21 protein-coding genes are annotated in these 18,507 nt (G+C 64.7%); 7 read left to right on the top strand and 14 right to left on the bottom strand.

Translation table 11 applies throughout. The features are described 5' to 3' along the window. Positions 1-2: 2 nt before the first annotated feature. Positions 3-1,892 (top strand): CHASE2 domain-containing protein, encoded by a 1,890-nt coding sequence (locus AC0L3U_RS21165; protein WP_473363048.1) that lies wholly within the window; start codon positions 3-5, stop codon positions 1,890-1,892. A gap of 28 nt (positions 1,893-1,920) precedes the next feature. On the opposite strand, the gene AC0L3U_RS21160 is transcribed toward AC0L3U_RS21165, so the two are convergent. The 4 genes from AC0L3U_RS21160 to AC0L3U_RS21145 all read right to left on the bottom strand — a co-directional run bounded on the left by AC0L3U_RS21160 (position 1,921) and on the right by AC0L3U_RS21145 (position 5,493). Next, complete coding sequence (locus tag AC0L3U_RS21160) at positions 1,921-3,423, bottom strand: glycosyltransferase family 39 protein (protein WP_473363047.1); 1,503 nt, start codon at positions 3,421-3,423, stop codon at positions 1,921-1,923. 6 nt (positions 3,424-3,429) lie between these two features. Next, entirely contained in the window at positions 3,430-4,563 is a 1,134-nt protein-coding gene (locus AC0L3U_RS21155; RefSeq protein ID WP_473363046.1) for a glycosyltransferase family 2 protein, read from the bottom strand. A 257-nt stretch (positions 4,564-4,820) separates the two neighbouring features. Then, the gene (locus AC0L3U_RS21150) at positions 4,821-5,024 is read right to left on the bottom strand and encodes a hypothetical protein (protein ID WP_027518781.1); all 204 of its coding nucleotides are present in this window, start codon (positions 5,022-5,024) and stop codon (positions 4,821-4,823) included. Between the two features lie 88 nt (positions 5,025-5,112). Beyond that, on the bottom strand, positions 5,113-5,493 hold the full coding sequence (locus AC0L3U_RS21145; RefSeq protein ID WP_473363045.1) for a hypothetical protein: 381 nt from the start codon (positions 5,491-5,493) through the stop codon (positions 5,113-5,115). Positions 5,494-5,609: 116 nt separating this feature from the next. Here AC0L3U_RS21145 and AC0L3U_RS21140 point away from each other — a divergent pair, with 116 nt between their 5' ends. Both AC0L3U_RS21140 and AC0L3U_RS21135 read left to right on the top strand, forming a co-directional pair. Then, complete coding sequence (locus AC0L3U_RS21140; RefSeq protein ID WP_473363044.1) at positions 5,610-6,431, top strand: DUF72 domain-containing protein; 822 nt, start codon at positions 5,610-5,612, stop codon at positions 6,429-6,431. A 22-nt stretch (positions 6,432-6,453) separates the two neighbouring features. After that, entirely contained in the window at positions 6,454-6,915 is a 462-nt protein-coding gene (locus AC0L3U_RS21135) for a DUF488 domain-containing protein (RefSeq protein WP_018455600.1), read from the top strand. 33 nt (positions 6,916-6,948) lie between these two features. Here the strand turns inward: AC0L3U_RS21135 and AC0L3U_RS21130 are convergent, their stop codons facing one another. From AC0L3U_RS21130 to AC0L3U_RS21105, 6 genes are all read right to left on the bottom strand, one after another. Beyond that, complete coding sequence (locus AC0L3U_RS21130; protein WP_456769272.1) at positions 6,949-7,863, bottom strand: PhzF family phenazine biosynthesis protein; 915 nt, start codon at positions 7,861-7,863, stop codon at positions 6,949-6,951. A gap of 251 nt (positions 7,864-8,114) precedes the next feature. After that, positions 8,115-9,422: an adenylate/guanylate cyclase domain-containing protein gene (locus tag AC0L3U_RS21125; protein ID WP_473363043.1), complete on the bottom strand. Its 1,308-nt coding sequence runs from the start codon at positions 9,420-9,422 to the stop codon at positions 8,115-8,117. A gap of 31 nt (positions 9,423-9,453) precedes the next feature. Then, the gene (locus AC0L3U_RS21120) at positions 9,454-10,617 is read right to left on the bottom strand and encodes an ABC transporter permease (protein WP_473363042.1); all 1,164 of its coding nucleotides are present in this window, start codon (positions 10,615-10,617) and stop codon (positions 9,454-9,456) included. Then, a complete protein-coding gene (locus tag AC0L3U_RS21115; protein WP_473363041.1) occupies positions 10,614-11,546 on the bottom strand; it encodes an ABC transporter ATP-binding protein in 933 nt (310 codons plus the stop codon). Before AC0L3U_RS21115 ends, AC0L3U_RS21120 begins: the two co-directional genes overlap by 4 nt. After that, the gene (locus AC0L3U_RS21110; RefSeq protein ID WP_473363040.1) at positions 11,543-12,460 is read right to left on the bottom strand and encodes an HlyD family secretion protein; all 918 of its coding nucleotides are present in this window, start codon (positions 12,458-12,460) and stop codon (positions 11,543-11,545) included. The genes AC0L3U_RS21115 and AC0L3U_RS21110 overlap by 4 nt, the downstream gene beginning before the upstream one ends. Beyond that, entirely contained in the window at positions 12,457-13,152 is a 696-nt protein-coding gene (locus AC0L3U_RS21105) for a TetR/AcrR family transcriptional regulator (protein ID WP_473363039.1), read from the bottom strand. The genes AC0L3U_RS21110 and AC0L3U_RS21105 overlap by 4 nt, the downstream gene beginning before the upstream one ends. Before the next feature lie 109 nt (positions 13,153-13,261). Between AC0L3U_RS21105 and AC0L3U_RS21100 the strand changes: the two genes are divergently transcribed. From AC0L3U_RS21100 to AC0L3U_RS21090, 3 genes are read left to right on the top strand one after another with little or no spacing between them, the layout of a single operon-like run. Next, entirely contained in the window at positions 13,262-13,597 is a 336-nt protein-coding gene (locus AC0L3U_RS21100; RefSeq protein WP_007611986.1) for an ArsR/SmtB family transcription factor, read from the top strand. After that, positions 13,594-14,058: an SRPBCC family protein gene (locus AC0L3U_RS21095; protein ID WP_473347784.1), complete on the top strand. Its 465-nt coding sequence runs from the start codon at positions 13,594-13,596 to the stop codon at positions 14,056-14,058. The genes AC0L3U_RS21100 and AC0L3U_RS21095 overlap by 4 nt, the downstream gene beginning before the upstream one ends. An 11-nt stretch (positions 14,059-14,069) precedes the next feature. Beyond that, a complete protein-coding gene (locus AC0L3U_RS21090) occupies positions 14,070-14,483 on the top strand; it encodes a GFA family protein (protein WP_473363038.1) in 414 nt (137 codons plus the stop codon). A 43-nt stretch (positions 14,484-14,526) separates the two neighbouring features. Here the strand turns inward: AC0L3U_RS21090 and AC0L3U_RS21085 are convergent, their stop codons facing one another. Both AC0L3U_RS21085 and AC0L3U_RS21080 read right to left on the bottom strand, forming a co-directional pair. After that, positions 14,527-14,937 carry a DUF2000 family protein gene (locus tag AC0L3U_RS21085; RefSeq protein WP_473363037.1) on the bottom strand — a complete coding sequence of 137 codons (411 nt, stop codon included), beginning with the start codon at positions 14,935-14,937 and terminating at the stop codon, positions 14,527-14,529. A gap of 63 nt (positions 14,938-15,000) precedes the next feature. Beyond that, the gene (locus AC0L3U_RS21080; RefSeq protein ID WP_007611990.1) at positions 15,001-15,390 is read right to left on the bottom strand and encodes a DUF4189 domain-containing protein; all 390 of its coding nucleotides are present in this window, start codon (positions 15,388-15,390) and stop codon (positions 15,001-15,003) included. A gap of 183 nt (positions 15,391-15,573) precedes the next feature. On the opposite strand from AC0L3U_RS21080, the gene AC0L3U_RS21075 reads away from it, so the two are divergent. Further along, the gene (locus AC0L3U_RS21075; RefSeq protein ID WP_473347779.1) at positions 15,574-16,059 is read left to right on the top strand and encodes an avidin/streptavidin family protein; all 486 of its coding nucleotides are present in this window, start codon (positions 15,574-15,576) and stop codon (positions 16,057-16,059) included. Between the two features lie 145 nt (positions 16,060-16,204). On the opposite strand, the gene AC0L3U_RS21070 is transcribed toward AC0L3U_RS21075, so the two are convergent. Further along, entirely contained in the window at positions 16,205-17,809 is a 1,605-nt protein-coding gene (locus tag AC0L3U_RS21070) for an NTP transferase domain-containing protein (protein WP_473363036.1), read from the bottom strand. Further along, positions 17,806-18,507 (bottom strand): XdhC family protein, encoded by a 702-nt coding sequence (locus tag AC0L3U_RS21065; protein WP_473363035.1) that lies wholly within the window; start codon positions 18,505-18,507, stop codon positions 17,806-17,808. Before AC0L3U_RS21065 ends, AC0L3U_RS21070 begins: the two co-directional genes overlap by 4 nt.

Here is an 18,507-nt window from a genome sequence, read left to right as displayed (position 1 = left end):
ACATGAGTAGCCGACGCATTCAGATCCTGGTGGCACTCGTCCTCACCGCGCTGTGGGGCGCGGGCATCTATGCCGGTCACGCCAACGGTCATCTGCGTTTTCTCGATCGCCTCGAGGCGACGCTGACGGATTGGCGGACGCAGGTGCGCGGCGTGCGGGTTCCGCCCGATCTCGTCACCATCGTCGCCATCGACGACACCGTCGTGAAGCGCGGCGGCAGCTATCCGCTGCCACGGGCCGATCTCGCGCGCGTCGTCGACACCATCGTGCAGTTCAAGCCGAAGGTCGTCGCGATCGACCTGCTGCTGGTCGACCGCAGCGCTGCGATCGGCGACGCCACGCTGGCAAATACGCTGGCGACCGGTCCCATGGTCCTTGCCGCTGCGGCGATCTTCCCGTCCGCCAGCGAGACCGTGGAGACCAGCGGCCAAGGCCCCCTCGCCGCCCTGCCGCAGGCCGAGCGCTTCCTGCTGCCCTTGCCGGCGTTCGCCGATCATGCCGAGGTCGGCGTCGTCAACGTTGCGACCGGCCAGTCTGGCTCGCCGCTCTCGGTGCCGATGCTGTTCCGGACCAGCGACAAGGTCGAGCTGTCCTTCCCGTTGCGGGTCGCGGCGCGCGCGCTCGACAAGTCGCTGACGATCGCGCCGGACCATCTGATGCTCGGCGACCGCGCGGTGCCGACCGATACCGACTTCGCGCTACCGATCACCTATTACGGCCCGCGCCGGACCATCCGCACCGTCAGCGCACAGAGCATCTTCGACGGCACGCTCAATCGCGCGGCGATCGAGAACCGGATCGTCGTGATCGGCGCCTCGGTCGCCGGCGGCGGTGATTTCTACCCAACGCCATTCGATTCTCTGATGCCCGGCGTCGAAGTGGTCTCCACCGCGATCACCCATCTCGTCGCCGGCGACAGCATCGTGCGCGACCGCAAGGTCCACATCGCCGACGCGCTCATCGCGATCCTGTTGCCGATGCTGCTGGTGGGCCTGCTCGCCTGGCGGCGCAGCGCGCTTGGCATCGTCGCCGCGGCCGCGGTAATGATCGCCTGGGCCGGCTTCAATCTGTTCGCGTTCACGCATGGCGTCTGGCTGAACGCCGCGACCACGCTCGCCGCGGCAGTGCCGCCGGTTGCGGTCTTTGCCGGCGTGCAATTGTGGGCGGGAGGCCGCCGCACGCAATATTTCGCGGCCAAGAGCCGGTCGCTTGCGCAATTCCAGGCGCCGGCCGTGCAGGAGTGGCTGGCGCGCGATCCGAATTTCCTGTCGACACCCGTCCGGCAGGACGCGGCCGTGGTCTTCATCGATCTCTCCGGCTTCACGGCGCTGAGCGAGCGGATCGATCCGGGCGAACTCCAGGACATTCTGAAGGCGTTTCACGCGCTGATCGAGAAGACCGCGGTCGATTGCGGCGGCATGATCAGCGGCTTTCTCGGCGACGGCGCCATGATCCTGTTCGGTCTGCCCGGCGCGATGCCCGACGACGCCGCACGCGCGCTGAAATGCGCGATCGACCTGCACCGTGGCGTCGAACGCTGGATCGCATTGTTGCCGCCTGCGATGCGGGATCAGCTCGGCTTCAAGATCGGTGCGCATTTCGGCCCGATCGTCGCCTCCCGCCTCGGCGAAAGTCATCAGCACATCACGGCGACGGGCGACACCGTCAACGTCGCGAGCCGGTTGATGGAGGTCGCTGTCCAGAACGGTGCGCGGCTCGCGCTCAGCGATACGCTGCTGGATGCGGCCGACTTCCAGGGCGCTCCCGACGGCGTATTATCGGGCCCCCTGCTCACTCAGGTCCGCGGCCGCTCCGGCGTCGTGACCGTCTGGTTCTGGCGCGACCAGGACAGGCCGAACCAGGCCGCGGCCAAGGCCGAGATGATCAACTGAACCCCCTCGTCGTCGTTCCGACGAAGAGCTACCGCGCTTCCGGCGGTGGCGAGTGGTCCAGCACGTCGCCTTTGGCGGCTTCGAGCAGATCGATGCTGTAAGTCTCGATCACGAGCGGGCCGCGCTTGCGCTGCAATTGCGCGACCTGCGTCACCTTCGCAAAGAAGTCGTGGACGGCGGGATGGCCGTCAGAGCGCAGCTCGTCGACATAGATCAGCTTGCCCGCAAGCAGCTTTGGATCCGGCTCAGGCATGTTGGCCCAGCGGATGCGCTGGTTCTGCTGCGCCACGCAGCTGCCGCGGGGTAGATAGAAGGCGAGCCAGCCCGTCGTGCCGTAGTCCGGGGCAAGTACGCAGGTCGCACCATTGCGGGTGCGCACCGCTTCGATTTCGGCAGCGAGCTCGCGCCAGCCGACGCCGACGCTGCGCACGGTCGCATCGCGGCGATAGCCGGACAGCCAGCCGGTATTTGCCTGCACGATCAGCGCGGCAAACATCACGATGCCGGTGGGTGCGGCCCAGCGCAGGCAGAAATCCACCAGGCGGCGCTGGCGCGGCTTCCACTGCACGAGATTGGCGGCGGCGGCCGCCGCGATGACGAAAGGCGGATAGACCGGCGCGAACCAGTTGGCCTCGACGCGGGCATGCAGCGAATGCCAGACGAAATAGGCGACGATGGTCCAGAACATCGTCTCGATCAGCACGCGCGAGGCCAGTGCGCCGGCCCGACGCCAGGTCAGCGCGTGCAGCCCCATCGCGCCGAGGATGAACACCAGCGGCGTTGCGAACGCGATCTGGGTCGGGATCAGCTCGGCAATGAAGACCGGACGAAAATCCTCGATCCTGGCGCGCCCGAGCTGCTTTGCGAACGAGACCCATTGATGATCGGCATTCCAAAGGATCACCGGCGAGAACAGCGCGAGCGCAACGACACCGCCGAGATACGGCCAGGGCGAGAGAAACCAGTGCCGCAGTTTCGGCACGGCCGCGATCCAGATCAGGATCGCCAGCCCAAAGAACATCGCGGTGTATTTCGACAGGAGCGCCGCGCCGACGGCTGCGCCGACCGCGAGCCACCAGACGCCGCGGCCGCTCTCCAGCACCTTGGCGAGAAAGAACAGCACGAAGCTCGAGGCAACCAGAAGCGGCGCATCGGGCGTGACGATCAGCGTGCCGACCGAGGCCAGCAGCGTCACGTTGAGCAGGATGGCGCTGGTCGCCGCCACCCGCGCGCCGCCGATCAGGATCGCGGCGGAGCGATAGACCGCATAGCTCATCGGCAGCGCGAGCAGGATCGAGACCAGGCGGACGCCGAGCTCGGTGTCGCCGGCGATCAGGGTGCCGGCGCGGATGACGTAGGCAACCATCGGCGGGTGGTCGTAGTACCCCCCGGCGAGGTTCTGCGACCACATCCAGTAATAGGCTTCGTCGAAGGTGATCGGCGTGAACGCGGCTGCGACGAGCCGCAAGCCGACCAGCGCAAGGACCACCAGCGCCGTATTGCGGACGATCCGCGCGTCAGCCCCGCCCATCGTGAGCTATTTCTTGCGCCAGACGAACAGTCCGGACATCGCGTAGTTCCATACCACGCCCATCAGCGCCCCGGCCGCACCAGCAAGCCACCAGATCGGCTCCTGGTCGTAGACCGAGAAGGCGACGCCGACATTGGCGAGCAGGCCGACGCTGCACACGATGTAGAACGCGATCAGGCCGCGCAGCAGCGCAAAGCCCTTCAGCCGCTGGTCGCGATAGGTGAGGAAGTTGTTGAGGACGAAATTGCTGGTCATCGCGACGATGGCGCCGGAGGCCTGCGCTTCCGCGAACGGCTCCTTGAACAGCTCGAGCGATATGAACAGGGTGGTAAGATGCACCACGAGGCCGATCCCGCCGACCATCGCGAACAGCAGGAAGCGCAACGAGACGGCATCGTTGGTGAACTTCGCCAGCACCAGGCCGAGAAAATCCAGCGCGACCATGGAATCGAGCTTGCTTTCGCCGTGCTGGCGCTCACCGAAGGTGTAGGGAATTTCGATGGCGCGCAAGGTGCCGTTGGCGCTCGCGACGAGGTCGAGCAGGATCTTGAAGCCGTGCACGGAAAGTTTTGGCGCCAGCTGCTCGAAACGGTCGCGGCGAACCATGAAGAAGCCGCTCATGGGATCCGCGATCTCGACCCGCAGCGCTTTCCTGGCGAGTTCCGTCGCCAGTGCACTGGCGCCGGCGCGCTGCTTGTTGAAGCCTTCGCTCTTGTAGCCCTCGATGTAGCGGCTGCCGACCACGAGCTCGGCCTGCCCGCTCGCGAGCAGCGACAGCATCTTCGGCAGTTGCGTCTCGTCGTGCTGAAGATCGGCGTCGATCACGGCCGCATAGGGCGCGCTGGAGGCCAGGATGCCCTCGATGCAGGCCCCCGACAGGCCGCGGCGGCCGATGCGGCGGACACAGCGCACGCGGCTGTCGCGCTGGGCCAGTGCGCGCACGACGTCCCAGGTGCCATCAGGCGAATTGTCGTCGACGAACACGACTTCCCAGGCGATGCCGGCGAGCGCTGCCTCCAGCCGCCGGTACAGCACCGTGACATTGTCGCGCTCGTTGAAGGTCGGGACGACGACCGACAATTCCGGCGCCGGCGAAGCCGCCTGTTGGATCTCGGAGCCCGGTCTGATCGCTTCATTCATGACGGCAGCGTATATCCGCCGCGTCCTGTGCTGCCAAGAACTTGCGCTCGCAAGCCGGGGTTTCTCTGGGGAGCGGCCCAAAAGGGGCCCAAAAATGCCAACGACCCCGGAACGGCGGGCCGCGCGTACATCCGGCGCAGCCTGTGCTATTCCAAGGTCGTTCCAGCGCCGGAGTTTTTCGCTCAACGTCGCCGTTATAAGCTAAATGGGAACGGCAACGCCGCTTTACAAGGGGCGAAAGAGGCCTTTTCACGCCCTTATTGGTTCGGGACTTCCTTGATCACCGGCCCTCGCGGCACGGGCGCTGCAGGGGCCGCCGGCGCCGTAACGGCGGCCGGGTCGACTTTCGCGGGCCTGGGCGGCTTGCCGTATTGGCCGATCGGCCCGAAGACGACGGCCACCGCAAGCACGATCGCCGCGACGATCGCGCCCAAAATGCCCCCCACCGACTCAGACGACATGGAAACCCATCCTTGTTCCAGATGCGCTCAATAATACCACGGATGAGCGCGCTGCCGGAAGGGCTTGCCGGAGGCACCGGTCCATGGGCTATTTCTGCGGCGGCTTGTGCTTGACGAAGGCCGTCACGATGTCCTTTTGCGCCGCCTCCACCGCCCTGTTCGCGGTCGCGAGATGCGCGCCGGCATCGATACCCGGATATTGCGTGGTGAGATAATCGAGCAGTGCCACCCGGTAGTATTGTCGCTCCGACGGACAGGCTCCGGCGACGGAGCGGCCAAAATCCTGTTCCGACAGGCCCTGATTGCCGTCGCGCGAATATTCCCGCGCCAGGCAATGCCAATAATCGTCGCGGCCCTGCATGGCGAGCTTCTGCGCACCCTTGGCATCGTCATCGTCGGCCATGACGGAAGATATCATGGCAGCAGATGTCATCATAACGAGCGCCGCTCCCACCATCAGCATCCGCATCTTGTTCTCCTTTTTTCGCAGATCCTGTCGCGAGCTTAGACGGGACGTCGCAACTGGCCAATCACAACTCGTTTGATTAGGATGGAGGCCCTCCTCCCGTCATCCGAGATCCTCCCGTGGCCAAAGCAAAAACCGCGTCTAAAAAATCCGGCAACATCTTCATCGGCATCGGCGGCTGGACTTTCGAGCCCTGGCGCGGCGTGTTCTATCCGGAGAAGCTCACGCAAGCCAAGGAGCTGTCCTACGCCGCCTCGAAACTGACCTCGATCGAGATCAACGGCACCTATTACGGCTCGCAGAAACCGGAGAGCTTTCGCAAATGGGCGAGCGAGGTGCCTGATGGTTTCGTGTTCTCGGTCAAGGGGCCGCGCTTCGCCACCAACCGGCGCGTGCTGGCCGAGGCTGGAGATTCGATCAAACGTTTCTATGATTCCGGCGTGCTGGAACTCGGCGATCATCTTGGGCCGGTGCTGTGGCAGTTCGCGCCGACCAAAAAATTCGACGGCGCCGATTTCGGCAAATTCCTCGAGCTGTTGCCGCGCAAGATCGAGGGACGCGCGCTGCGCCATGTCGTCGAGGTCCGTCACGACAGTTTCTGCACGCCGGACTTCGTCGCGCTGATCCGCGAATTCGAGACGCCCGTCGTGTTCGCCGAGCACGGCAAATATCCCGCGATCGCCGACGTCGCCGGCGATTTCGTCTATCCCCGGCTGCAGAAGGGCAATGACGAGATCAAGACATGCTATCCGCCGAAGCAGCTCGATGCCTGGGCCAAGCGCTTTCAGGACTGGGCCGAGGGAAGCGAACCCGACGACCTGCCGAAGGTCGACGAGGCCAAGCCGAAGAAGGAGCCGCGCGACGTGTTCGCCTATGTCATCCACGAGGGCAAGGTGCGCGCGCCGGCCGGCGCCATGGAACTGATCGCGCGGGTGAGCTGAGGTGTTTCACTAAAGGTGTCTCATGGCAAAGGCCAAAAAGCTCTTCACCATCGGCTATGAGCAGACACCGCCCAAGGCCGTGCTCGACGAGTTGGAGCAATCCGGCGTCAAGCTCGTCGTCGACGTGCGCGCGGTGACGTCATCGCGCCGGCCCGGCTTTTCCAAGAGGCAACTCGCCGCAGGGCTCGACGAACGCGGCATCGCCTATGTCCACCTCGCCGCGCTCGGAACGCCCAAGGAAGGCCGCCTCGCCGCCCGTAGCGGGCAATACGATGTGCTGGAGAAGGTTTTCTCAAAGCACCTGAAGACGCCGGAGGCCAGGGAGCAGATGGACGAGCTCTCGGCGCTGGTGAAGAAAGCAGGTCCCGTCTGTCTGCTTTGCTACGAGCGCGATCACACCCACTGCCACCGCCAGATGATCGCTGAGATCATCGAGGAGCGCGATGGGGTAACGGTGAAGAATTTGGCGGGACGGCAGGCCTGAACGACTCTCTCCGTCCTAGCCGGGAATAGAGAGCTACCCTTCTCCCGCCAGCTTAAACGTCCCTTCCATCATCTGCACGCATTGCCCGCCGACATGGGCCGAGACGATCTTGCCGTCCTGCTTGCGCACGCGCGTCTGCAGGATACTGGGCCGGCCCATGTCAAAACCCTGGCCGACCGTGAGCTTCAACTCGCCCTCGCGGATAGGATCGAGATCGGCGAACAGCGCGGCGGCCGCGACCGTTGCGCTGCCGGTGGCGGGGTCCTCGGTGAGGCCGCTGGCGCCGCGCATGAACATCCGCGCCTGCCGCTCGCACGGCGCCTCCGCCGCGGGCACGTCGCGGGTGTAGAACCATACAGAGCGGGCGCCATCGCGCGGCAACATCTTGCCATAGGCCGCAGCATCCGGCCGGGCCCGCTTCAGCGCCTCGCGCGAATGCAGCTCCATCACCAGAAACGCGTTTCCGACGGTGACGACATGCGGTGCGTGGTTGTCGGTCTTGACATCATCCGCGCCGAGCGAGATGCAACTCGCGGCTTCAGCAGGTGACAGCGGCGCATACCGTGCGAGCGGCTGCGGCGCGGTCAGCTCGGTTCTGACCACCCGGCCCTGCTCCCGCACGATCTCCACCGGCACGAGCCCGGCCTTCTCCTCGAACAGCAGGCGCGGTTTCGGCTCCTTCGTCAACGACGCCAGCACGAAGGCTGTGCCGACATTGGGATGACCGGCAAAGGCGATCTCCAGCACCGGCGTGAAGATGCGCACCTCGGCATCATTCGCCTTGTCACGCGGCGGCAGCACGAAGGTCGTCTCGGAATAGTTGAACTCGGTCGCGATCGACTGCATTTGCGTGGTCGACAACCCGCCGGCATCGAGCACCACGGCGAGCTGGTTGCCGCCGAAGGCGCGGTCGGTGAACACGTCGACGGTGATGTAGCGGCGCTGCATCTTCACTTCCCTTACGCAATCGCAGCCGCAATCGGCCGCCTCGCCGGCACTCTACAAGCCGGCGATATCGTCCGTCATGCCCCAAAATTGAGTGCAATCGGAGCAATCGCGGTGACGCGTCGGAAGTCGAGAAGCGGCTTCCACAATGCAACGCCCGAAAGCGAGCGGAGATATTTCATCACGCGCCTTCAACGAAACGCGACCCGCTTCAACGAAGCGCGACTCATATTTGAAGACGCAGGGGGCGGCCCTCACCCTAGTTGAAACACCGCCACCTTCTGTTCGTAACCGCGCACCTCGACCTCCCCAAGCGAGACCGCATCGTCGCAGTCCTTGCCAAGCGCCTCGCGGACGGCCGCGGAGATCAGGAGCTGCGAGCCGAATTCCTTGTTCAGCGCCTCCAGTCGGGAGGCGAAGTTCACGGTGTCTCCGATGACCGTGTATTCCTTCCGCCGGGGCGAGCCGATATTGCCGGCGACGACCTCGCCGAAATGGATGCCGATGCCGATTCTGAGTGGCCAGCTCGTCTGCGCGTTGATGCGCTCCATCGCGGTCAGCATCTCGCGGCCGGCGGCGACCGCGCGATGCGCGGCGTCGGAGGTCTCGAGCGGCGCGCCGAACAAGGCGAGAAAGCCGTCGCCCAGAAACTTGTTCACGATGCCGCCCTCGCGGTCGAGAATGTCGACCAGGACGGCGAAGGCGCCGTCGAGCCGGTCGACCACCTCCTGCGGAGTGCGCGACTGCGCGCCCGCGGTGAAGCCGCGAAAATCGACGAACATCACGGCAACGCGGCGGAGGTCGCCGGCGGCGCTCGTCCCTGCCGCCATCAGCCGCTCCACCACCTGCGGCGAAACGTGCTGGCCGAACAGGTTGGTCACCCGGTCGCGCGCGGTCGCTGCGGCAATGCTTGCGGCGAATTGGCGGCGGAGCTGCGCACCGACCGCGCCTGCAAGCACGCCGCAGATCAGGATGATGGTGCTTCGCACCGCGTGGAAGTAGATCTGCGGCTCGCCGCTCCCGCTGGCGGGATCGAAGATCAGCGCCACAGTGAGCAGCTCACCCGCTGCGACGAAGCCGGTGAAGGTGGACAGCCAGAAGTCGAGCCGCAGGGTCGAGAGGATGACGAAAATGAAATAGATCAGCGGCACGACGAAGCCGAGCGCTTGGCTCGCGCCCATGCTGCGGATCTGCAGGATCAGGATGACGGTTGGCAGCGAGGTCTCGATCAGCGCCCCGATATAGCGCCGGATCACCGGCAGATCGCGGTCGAGCTTGAGGTTTCGCCTGATCTGGCTGTGGACCCAGACTTCGAACAGGATGAAGCCGGTCAGAAGACCATAGACCTCGGCAAGCCCCTCCGTGCCCCGCCAGACCCGCTGCACCACGGAGGAATCGACGAGATAGATCGCGGTGAGGAACACGACGATGACGCAGCCCGTCGTGATCAGCGCCCTCACCCGCACGAGTTCGGTGCGCAGCACTTCGCGCGTCAGCTCGCGCTCGAAGTCTTCGGACATCACGGCATGCTGCCGGTCCTTCCTGCTCGCAAAACTGACCATTCCGCCCCCTTGATTCCAGGGGCATCTTGCCTCAATCCAGCGTGCGGCGGAAGCGCGTCACGGCGATGGTCATGGCGAGCAGCATCAGGACCGCCAGCGCCAACGCGTCGAAACGCAAATTTTGCATGCTCGCGCCCTTCAGCATGATGGCGCGGACGATGCGCAGATAATGCGTCAATGGCAGGCACTCGCCGACATATTGCGCCCAGGCCGGCATCCCGGCAAACGGGAACATGAAGCCGGACAGCAAGATGCTCGGCAGGAAGAACATCATCGACATCTGCATCGCCTGGAGCTGGTTCTGCACCAGCGTCGAGATCGTGTACCCAATCGCCAGGTTGGTCGTGATGAACAGGGTCGAGAGCAGCGCCAGCAGGAACAGATTGCCGAGCACCGGCACGCCGAACAGGCCGACCCCGATGCCGATAATGAGAAACGCCTGCACGAACCCGACCAGCACGTAAGGGATGATCTTGCCGAACATCACCTCGACCGGCCTGATCGGCATCGACAGCAGGCTCTCCATCGTGCCGCGCTCGACCTCGCGCGTGACCGAGAGCGCGGTGAAGATCAGCATGGTCATGGTGAGGATGGTGCCGACGAGGCCCGGCACGATGTTGAGGCTCGACGCGGCGGCGGGGTTGTAGCGGGCATGCGCGCGGATCTCGAACGGCATCTCCGGGGGATCTCCGATGTAGAGATCGTGCTTGAGTGCGGTCTGCACGACCATGCCGAGCGAGCCGATCGCCGCGCTCGCCGCCACTGGATCGGTGGCGTCGGCCGCGACCAGCAGCGCCGGTCTATCGCCGCGCCGCACTGCCCGCTCGAAGCCGCGCGGGATCTCGACGCCGAACAGAACCTTGCCGGACTTCAGGAGATTGTCGAAATCGTCGACGTCGTGCACTTCGTAGATGAAACGAAAATAGGCGGTGTTCTCCAGCGCCTTCAGGATCGAGCGGGCGAGATCGGAGTCCTCCTGGAGCAGCACCGCGCTCGGCAGATTGTGCGGCGTGGTGTTGATGGCATAGCCGAACAAGAGCAGCTGCATCACCGGCAGAATTACGATCATCGCAAACGACACCCGGTCGCGCCTGAGCTGAATGAACTCCTTGATCAGCATCGCATAGGAGCGCCTCCAGAAGCCGAAGCGCTCCCGGATCGCGTGCTGGGGCTCGGGACGATCGACGGCGGTCATTGGAAATTGTCCTTGGAACGGCCCATCAATTCGATGAACACGTCTTCCAGTGACGGCGACGATTTGTGCCAGTGCAGCCCGCTTTTCTCGCGCCACGGCGCGATGCTGGCCTCGAGCGCGGGGACATCGCGGCCGGACACGTGCAGCGACGTGCCGAACGGCGCCACCATGTCGATCCCAGGCTTGCCGGTGAGCGCAGCCGTGAGCTCGTTCAGGTCCTCGCCCGTCACGGTGTAGGTCGTCAGCGCGGATTTCGCGATCACCTCCTCGACGGTGCCGTGCACGAGCAGATGGCCATAGGCGATGTAGGCGATCTCGTGACAGCGCTCGGCCTCGTCCATGTAGTGTGTCGAGACCAGCACGGTGAGACCGTCGGCCGCCAGTGCATGAATCTCGTTCCAGAAATCGCGCCGCGCCTTCGGGTCGACGCCGGCGGTCGGCTCGTCCAACAGCAGCAGTTTCGGACTGGGCAATGTGCAGGCGCCCAACGCCAGCCGCTGCTTCCAGCCGCCGGAGAGCTCGCCCGCGAGCTGTTCCTCGCGGCCCGAGAGCCCGATCCGCTTGATCATGTCGCGCGCGGCGCCGCGTGCATCGCGAAGACCGTATAGGCGCGCGACGAATTCGAGGTTTTCGCGGACGGAGAGATCCTGATAGAGGCTGAAGCGCTGGGTCATGTAACCGACCTGGCGCTTGATCTTTTCGGCGTCCTTCAGGATGTCGTAGCCGAGGCAGGTGCCCTCACCGCTGTCGGGCGTGAGCAGGCCGCAGAGGATGCGGATGGTCGTCGTCTTGCCCGAGCCGTTGGGGCCGAGGAAGCCGTAGATCGAACCCCGCTTCACCTGCATCGACAAATTGTGCACAACCTCGCGGCCGCCGAACGACTTGCTCAGGCCCTTGACGTCGATCGCAATGCCATTGCCGCCGTTCATCGCTTGTCCGCCACGGGGGTTTTGGGATTGAGATGGACGTCGATGGGCTGCCCGACACGCAAGGCGTCGGGACGCGAGGGCCGCGCCTGGATCAGATAGACAAGCTTGTTACGCTCCTCGAGGCTGTAGATGACAGGCGGGGTGTATTCGGCCGAAGTCGCGATGAAGTAGATCTTTGCCGTGAGATCGCCGGCGCAATTGTCGCACGCGATCCGCACCGTATCGCCGATCGCAAGCTTCGGCAGCTCGGTCTCCGGCACGAAGAAACGCAGCTTCATGTTGCCGGGAGGCATGATCGAGAGCACGGGCCGCTGCGCCGCCACCATCTCGCCCTCGCGAAAATAGATCTGCTGGATGGTACCGGCCACGGGCGCAAAGCCCTTGCGCCGCGCCATCCGCGTCTCCGAGGTCGCCACCCGTGCCTCCGCGACTCGCAAGGCGGAGACAGCCGAGTCGAGATTGGCCTGCGTGCCCGAGCCGGTCTTGCTCAGCGAGGCCGCGCGGTCATAGGTCTGCTGCGCATTCGCCAGCGTCGCCTTGTTCTGGTTGAGATCGGCAAGCTGGAGATCGTCGTCGACGGAATAGAGGTGATCGCCGACCTTGACCTCGTCGCCCTCGCGGATGTTCAGCTTCGTCACGCGGCCCGCCTCGTCCGGGCTGACGAAGATCATGTCGGCCTCGACCCAGCCCTGGAAGCCGGGCTCACGCCTGTCCTTGCAGCCAGCAAGACCGGTCGCAAGGACGACAACCGCGATCGCACAGAGGCGCGGCAGGTGATTCTGTCGAACCCTCACCCTGAGGAGCCGCGAAGCGGCGTCTCGAAGGGCGAGGAGCCACAGCTGGGCCTGCATCCTTCGAGACGCGCGCTCCGCGCTCCTCAGGATGAGGTGAGAGATGGTTCGCGACGACCTCATGTCGTGCTCCGTTCGCCAAAAATCAAATCGAGATGAACGCGCAGCATGTCCTGCGCGTCGAGCGGCGCGTGCCGCGCAAACAGGTTCTGCCAGATCACCGCGATCATCGCGGGTGCGACCAGGATCTGCGGGTAATGCGCCAGGTTCTTCTGGCGGATCTCGCCACGGGCAATGCCGAGCTCGATCAGGGCGCGCATGGCGGCCATCCCGCGCGAGACGACCTCGCGGTAGTAGAAATCGGCCACGGACGGAAAGCGCGGTCCCTCGGCCACGATCAGGCGCACGAGATCGCCGCGTCTGGTGCCGATCACCTCCTTGAGGAAGTTGCTGGCAAACGTCTCGACGAGATCACGCACCGAGCCCGCCGGCGGCGGCAATGCCGTCAACCGCGTCACAACAGGCACGATCACGGTCCGCACCAGCTCCTCGAACATAGATTCCTTGTCCTTGAAGTGCAGGTAGATGGTGCCCTTGGCGACACCCGCGCGCTTCGCGATGTCGTCGAGCCGCGTGGCGGCAAAGCCGCGCGCGATGAATTCCTCCATCGCGGCATCCACGATCGCCGCGCGCCGCTCCGCCGCGCGCGTGGCGCGGCTCGGCGCGGGCGCCGCGTCGTTGCCAGCGCTTGCAGAGGCCCTTGCGGTGGCGCGATCTGTGGACGGGGCGGCGGGTTTGGTCGGCTTCCTGGTCATCCTGATAATATGACTGACCGGTCAGTCATCGTCAAGACAGGACTACAGACCCAACCAACCCAACAAATTAGTCTTGACTAATTCATTAGCGTACACTAATCTAATTCCCATGATCGAAGCCGCCCCGAATCCCGTCACCACCGTGATGCGCGCCCTCGCCGATCCGACCCGGCGCGCGGTGTTCGAGCGCGTCTTCGAGAGCAAGGAGATCAGCGTCGCCGAGCTCACGCGCGGAAGCGGCGTGACGCAAGGCGCGATCTCACAACACCTGAAGTCCCTCAAGCAGGCCGGCCTCGTCGCCGAGCGTGCCGAGGGCCGCAACGTCTATTACCGTGCCGCGCCGCAAGGCCTCGAACCGTTGGTCTCCTGGATGGACCATTACGGCGTGTTCTGGCGCGAGCGCTTCCAGAACCTGCGTGACCTCTTGAAGGAGATCGATCCGTGAGTGCTCTTGAATTGAAAGCCGAGACAAAAGACATCGTCCTCGACGAGGTGCTCCCTCACGCGCCGGAGACGATCTGGAAGGCGCTGACCAGCGCGCAGCTCATCGCGCGCTGGCTGATGCCGCCGACCGGTTTCGAGGCCGTCGAAGGCAACACTTTCACCTACCAGACCACGCCGGGTGGCGCCTGGGATGGCGTCATCCATTGTCGCGTCCTTGAAGTCACGCCGAACCGGCGCCTCGTCTACGCCTGGAAGGGCGGCGATGAGCGCAACACCGGCTACGGCGCGCCGCTCGACACTGTCGTGACGTGGTCCCTCACCCCGGTCGAGGCCGGCACGCGGATCCGTCTGGTTCATGCGGGCTTCGTCATACCCAGGAACGAGTCGGCCTACACGGGCATGAGCGGCGGCTGGAAGAAGGTCGTGCGCCAGCTCGACGAGATCAGCGGCGAAGACAAGTAAGGAGTGATCGCATGACCAAGCCCTTTACCGGCGGCTGCGCCTGCGGCGCGATCCGCTATTCAATCGCCAGTGAGCCGCTGTTCAGCAATCACTGCCAGTGCCGGGACTGCCAGCGCGAAAGCGGTAGCGGCCACGGCTCGTACATGACCTTCGCGCGCGCCGGCGTCACCGTGACGGGCGAAGCGAAGCACTGGGACATGGTCGGCGACAGCGGCAACGTGAAAACACGCGGTTTCTGCGCCCAGTGCGGCTTGCCCGTTTACCTGATGTTCGCGGCCATGCCCGACATCTTCACCATCCGCGCCGCAAGTCTCGACGAACCCGCCCGCTACGAGCCGCAAGTGGTGACTTACGCCGCGCGCGGACATGCCTGGGATCGCCTCGACCCAGACCTTCCGAAGTTCGCGGGCATGCCGCCGGGATAAGGCATCGCAAGTGGAAGCGCGCGCAAGACCGCGCGCGTTCACGTCAACTATGAAACTTCAGCCCATCAACGATCTTGTCGATCACCTTGCGCTCGGCGCGCACGGCAAGACCGACGAGGTTGAGATCGGGCCGCGCAACCGCCCTCACCGCTTCGCGATTGGCGGCATCATGCGTGGTCTTGAACATGTCCTCGGTATAGACCGCCGGCTTGACGCTGCGCGTCAGGGCTCGATCGAGCGCGCGCGTCAACGCGGGACCGTCGGCGCCATAGATCAGGATCGGCTGACCGATCAGCGCGTGATATCTCGTGCCTGACGCGTCCTCATAGGGCTCGCCGATGCAGTCGGGAAACGCAGCCGCGATGCCGCTTGTCAGGAACGAGGCAACGTTGAGCTTCTGCCAGGGCTGAAGATCCGTGCGGATCACAACGGCGATTTTAGTGTCGAATTGCATTGAATTCCCCAACTATCATTCCGAACTCGATGCTACGCAACATCGGAATGACGGCAACAGGAATCAACCCTTTGCGTCGCAGGCCCAGGCGCGGATCACGCATTCCTTGCCGCCGTATTTGTAGCATTCGCGCGTCGCGGCATTGAGCGTGGCCGAGATCTTCGGTTTGACGGCATAGCCATAGGCGCCGCAGGGATTGGACAGATCGACCGACATCGCGGCGCAGGCGCGCTTCATCGTCACGGTCGTGCAATCGCCCTTGCACTGCTTCTGCGCCGCCGCACGCGCTTCGTGCTCGGCTCCATAATCAAAGGCCTGGCCATAGGCGCCGCACTTGCCGACCGCAAATGCGCCGGCGGCGTGAGCATCCGTGATATGGCGAGCGCCCGCGACGCAGACGGACAGCGCAAAGAAAAACATCGCGCAACGGCGCGCGACGACGTTCGAAGCCATGGAAAAACCCCTCCCCCCAAGGCAGGTGAAGGCGACTCTAAGCGTCGGTCGTTTCCACTTGGTGAACACGTGATTGAAAAGCCGCGCCGGAATCGCGATATGAACTTACACTTTATAGTTGTGTTTTTCAATCGCGTTATTTAAGGTCGTGAAACTCAAAGCAGAGAGCCGGAGGAAGCGACCATGCGCCACATCAATGCAATGTTGTTCGGAATGCTCGCGTCGGCCTGTCTCATCGGACCTTCGCAGGCGCAGACGGTGAGCTGGACCTGGACCAACCAGTACGGCTCGACCCTCGCCATCACCAACTTCAACACGACGACAGGCGCCATCACGGGGACCTACACCAACAATGCGGCGAACAGCTGCGATGAGGGCAAGCCGCAAGGCGTGACGGGTTGGCTGGCCTACGGCAACACAGGCACCGCAATCAGCTTCTCGGTGAATTTCCTCGGCTGTGGATCGACCACCGTGTGGACCGGACAATTGAACAATTCAACGGGATTCCAGGGATTGTGGTATCTGTCCCTCGGGGAAACCGTCGCGTGGAACGGCATCAGCGCGGGCGCCGACACGTTTACGTTCAACAGCGGCGACAAGACCCTGTTGACGAAGAGCGGTGTCGAGCTGAAGGCCGGGGTCGAGAAGCTATCGAACACCAAGAAGTAGGCGAGCCGCGGACATCGGCTTCTCGAGTGGGCAAAGCGACTTGTCCGCCGTAGCTCGAAGGCGGAAGCGTGCCCACCAAACGCGATCACCTCGTAGCAAGGTGGTGGGCACAGCGCCGTGCGCCTTTGCCCACCCTACCGCAGCGTCACCCGCGTCTTGCCGCTTCCAACGCCTGCGGCGTGTCGATGTCGAGGAAGGCGCTCTCGCCCTCGACCGGCACTTCGGCGACCGCCTCGGTGTGCTTGGCGATCAGATGGCGCGCGCCGACATCGCCGTCGAGCGTCATCAACTCCGTGAAGAAGCGGCGCGACCACAGCACGGGATTGCCGCGGCGGCCTTCGCTGACGGGCACGACGATGAGATTGCCGCGGTCCGGTGCGAACGCGTCGATGAGACAGTCGATCAGGCCGGCATCGATCAGCGGCATGTCGCCGAGGCAGACCACAGCGCCGTCGCAAGCTTCTGGAACGGCCGCGATACCGGCCTTGACCGAGCTTGCGATGCCGCCGGCAAAATCCGGATTTTTGACGAAACGCACCTTCAGGCCTTGCAAGGCTTGCTCGATCAGCTCGGTCTGATGGCCGGTGACGACGATGACCTCCGATGCTTTCGAGGCCAGCGCCTGCTCGGTCGCAATCCGCACCAGCTTCTTGCCGTCGAGCTCGGCGAGAAGCTTGTTCGGCCCACCCATCCGGGTCGAACGGCCCGCCGCGAGTACGATGACCGCGACGTGGTTGTTGCCCTCGATCTCCGGTTTTGCGCGCGGCTGCGGACGCGTGACGATCTCCATCAGGAGGCCGCCGACGCCCATGCCCATCAGCTCGGACCGAGTCACCTTGATGCCGGCCAAGAGCCGCATCAGCACCCAGTCAAAGCCGTTCTCGACCGGCGAGCGCGCGCAGCCGGGCGCGCCCAGCACCGGCACGGTGCCGGCCCGGGCAATCAGCAGCAGATTGCCCGGATCGACCGGCATGCCGAAATGCTCGATCTCGCCGCCGATGCCGGTCACGGCCGCAGGGATCACGTCGCGACGATCGGCGATCGCGGATGCCCCGAACACGATCACGAGCTCGGCGCCGAGTCCCAGCAATTCCTTGATCGCAGCCGACAGCGCCTGCTCCTCATGGGCGACCCGCCGCTCGGCGATGATGCCGGCGCCGGCTGGCGCCAGCCGCTCGGCGGTGACGCGCAACGTCTTGTCGATCACCTTGGAGGACAGGCCGGGCAACAGCGTCGAGACCACGCCGACACGCTTGATGACGTAAGGCGCGATCTTCAGCACGTCGCGACCCGCGGCCTTCACCGCGGCATCACGCAAGTTTCCTTCGACGCCGAACGGGATGATCTTGACCGTGCCGACCATCTCGCCCTCGACCACCGGCTTGAAGGCCGAGAGCGTGGCAAAGGTAATGGCCTCGTCGATATTGTTGATGCGGTCCACCGCGGCGCGATCGATCACCAGCACGCCCGGGCGCGCGGCGAACAGATTGGCGCGACCGGTAAAGGCACGCTCGACATGAATGCCATCGCCACCGACGGCGAGCGCGATGCTGGCGGCAGCGATGTCCTCGGAGACATCGCCCGCCTCCATCCGCACCACCACGACGTCCTTGATGCCGGCGCGCTCCAGCGCCTCGACCTCGGTGGGCCCGATCGTCGTGCCCTTCTTCAACACCAGCGGTCCCTGGCGCAGAGTGTGGACGGTCACCCCGCCGATCGCATCCCTGGGGCTCGCCGGGCCGAATTTCATGCGGCTTCTTCTTTTTCTTTGGGCGGCAGGCGAAGCACCGCCGTGATCTCGGCCATGATCGACACCGCGATCTCGGACGGCGAGACCGCACCGATCGCAAGCCCGATCGGCGCATGGATGCGCGCGATATCAGCTTCCTTGGCGCCCTGCGCCCGCAGCCGGTCACCGCGCTTGGCGTGCGTCTTCCGCGAGCCGAGTGCGCCGATATAGAAGCAGTTGCGCTCGAAGGCGTGCAGCAGCGCGGGATCGTCGATCTTGGGATCGTGCGTCACCGCGACGAAAGCGGTGTAGGCATCGACGTTGAGCGGCGGCAGCGCCGTGTCGGGCCATTCCGCAACCAGTGGAATGTCGGGGAAGCGCTCGGGGCTCGCAAAGGCCGTGCGCGGATCGACCACGGTGACGTCGTAGCCGAGCGAGCGCGCCAGCGGCGCCAGCGCCTGACTGATATGGACGGCGCCGACGATGACGAGCTTTGCGGTCGGCGCATAGACGTTGAGGAACAGCTTCTTGCCGCCGGCCTCGACACTGGCGCTTTTGCCCATGCGGAGCTGCTTGTCCAGCTCGGCGCGCAAAGGATCCTTACTGAAGTCCTCGGCCTTCACCAGGCGTTGCTCACCACTCTCGGTGTCCGTCACCAGAATCACCGGGCGGCGCGCGGCGCGCTCGGCATTGAGTTCGTGCAGGATTGCGAGCTTCAC

Source organism: Bradyrhizobium sp. Kon69, from assembly GCF_055807515.1.
Note: the sequence above shows the minus strand (reverse complement) of the source record. Positions and strands in the feature narration are given on the sequence as shown.